Below are 1,673 nucleotides of genomic sequence, written 5' to 3' on the forward strand. Positions count from 1 at the left end.
TATGTCAGGCGGTCGTTCTCATATACGACCGCTTCCGCTTCTGGCGTGTGCCCCGCCTGTTCCTCGAACAGCCGGTGGAACGCCGCCGCAGGAGCCACTTCCGGCTGCGCTGGATTGAACGCGCCGAGAACTTGTGCTTTTTCCTCTGCCGTCAGCAGATTCAGCTCGGCAATCTTCACATCTGGACAGCATGCAATTGTCACGAGCAACTGCTCGTAATGTTTTGCCAGCCGTTCAATCGTCTCCCTTTTATAAAGAGCCGTTGCATATTCAAAGCTGTAATCCAACCCGCCGTTCTCCTCGCCTACATCCAGGCTGATATCAAACTTCGCGGTATCCAGTACGCTCGGATAAGGAATCAGACGAAGCCCTTCCAGCTCGAATTGCTCGTTCTCCGTATTTTGCATCGTAAACATCGTATCGAAGAGCGGATTTCGGCTTAAATCACGGGTGACATGCACCTTGTCCACCAATTGTTCGAACGGATAGTTTTGATACTCGAAGGCATGCAAAGTCGTTTCTTTGACTTCGTTCAGATATGACAGGAATGTCTTCTCCGAAGACGGATAACTGCGAATTGCCAGCGTGTTCAGGAAAATGCCGATCAACGGCTGCACATCTCCATGATTCCTTCCGGCAATCGGCGTCCCAACAATCACATCTTCCTGACCCGAATATTTGTGCAGAAGCACGTTATACGCCGCAAGCAGCACCATAAACAGCGTTGTGCCCGTTTTGGAAGCCAACTGCTTCAGCCCATCGGTTTTTGAAGCATCGAAGAAAAATTCCAACGTCTGACCTTCATAGCTCTGTACAGCTGGACGTGGGTAGTCGGTCGGCATTTCCAGCACTGGAAGCTCACCTTGAAACCGATCCAGCCAATACATTTCCTGACGCTGAAGCCGCTCCTTCTGCTCCTGCGAATGCTGCCACACAGTGTAGTCTTTGTACTGAATACGCAGGGGCTCCAAGTGCTCTCCACCATACAACCGCACGAATTCTTCAACAAAGATCTCCATCGAAACACCGTCGGAAATAATATGATGCATGTCGTACATGAGCATATGGCGTTCCTGAGCCAGCTCGACAAGACCTACCCTAAGCAGCGGGGGCTTCGCCAAGTCAAACGGACGGACGAAGCGGCGAAACGTCTCATCGACATCTTGCTCATCCGCTCGATAGAACTCCACCGCAAAATTCACGTCTGGATAAACCCGCTGCGATGCTTCGCCATCCACCATTTCAAACCCGGTGCGCAACATTTCATGCCGCGTCACGAGTTTACGGAACGTTTCTTCCAACCTTGCACGGTCCAAAGCACCCTCCAGCACCATCGCCTCAGGCATGTTATAGCTAAGCTCCGCGCCTTCCAGTTGATTCAAGATAAAGAGACGTTTTTGAGCAAAAGATTGCGGATACACTTCTCGTTCAATCGCTACTGGAATGGAAACAAATATATTATCATCCAGTCGGGAAATAACAGCCGCCATGCTCTCGATCGTGGAATGCCGGAACACATCGCGCAGCGGCAGATCCACGTTCAACTCTTGATGGATTTTGCTGACCAGCGTTGTCGCCCGCAGGGAATGCCCGCCAAGGTCGAAGAAGTTATCATGAACGCCAATCTGCTTCCCAAGCCCCAGCACGTCCTGCCAGATCGCCACCAGCTTCGT

At 51.5% G+C, this 1,673-nt stretch carries 1 protein-coding gene; it reads right to left on the bottom strand.

Annotated elements, in window-relative coordinates; all coding sequences use genetic code 11:
• The coding region (locus DFQ00_RS28610) for a condensation domain-containing protein (RefSeq protein WP_244214036.1) at positions 1–1,673 on the bottom strand (1,673 nt) is incomplete at both ends.

Source organism: Paenibacillus barcinonensis (assembly GCF_003217495.1).
GTDB classification, from domain to species: domain Bacteria; phylum Bacillota; class Bacilli; order Paenibacillales; family Paenibacillaceae; genus Paenibacillus; species Paenibacillus barcinonensis.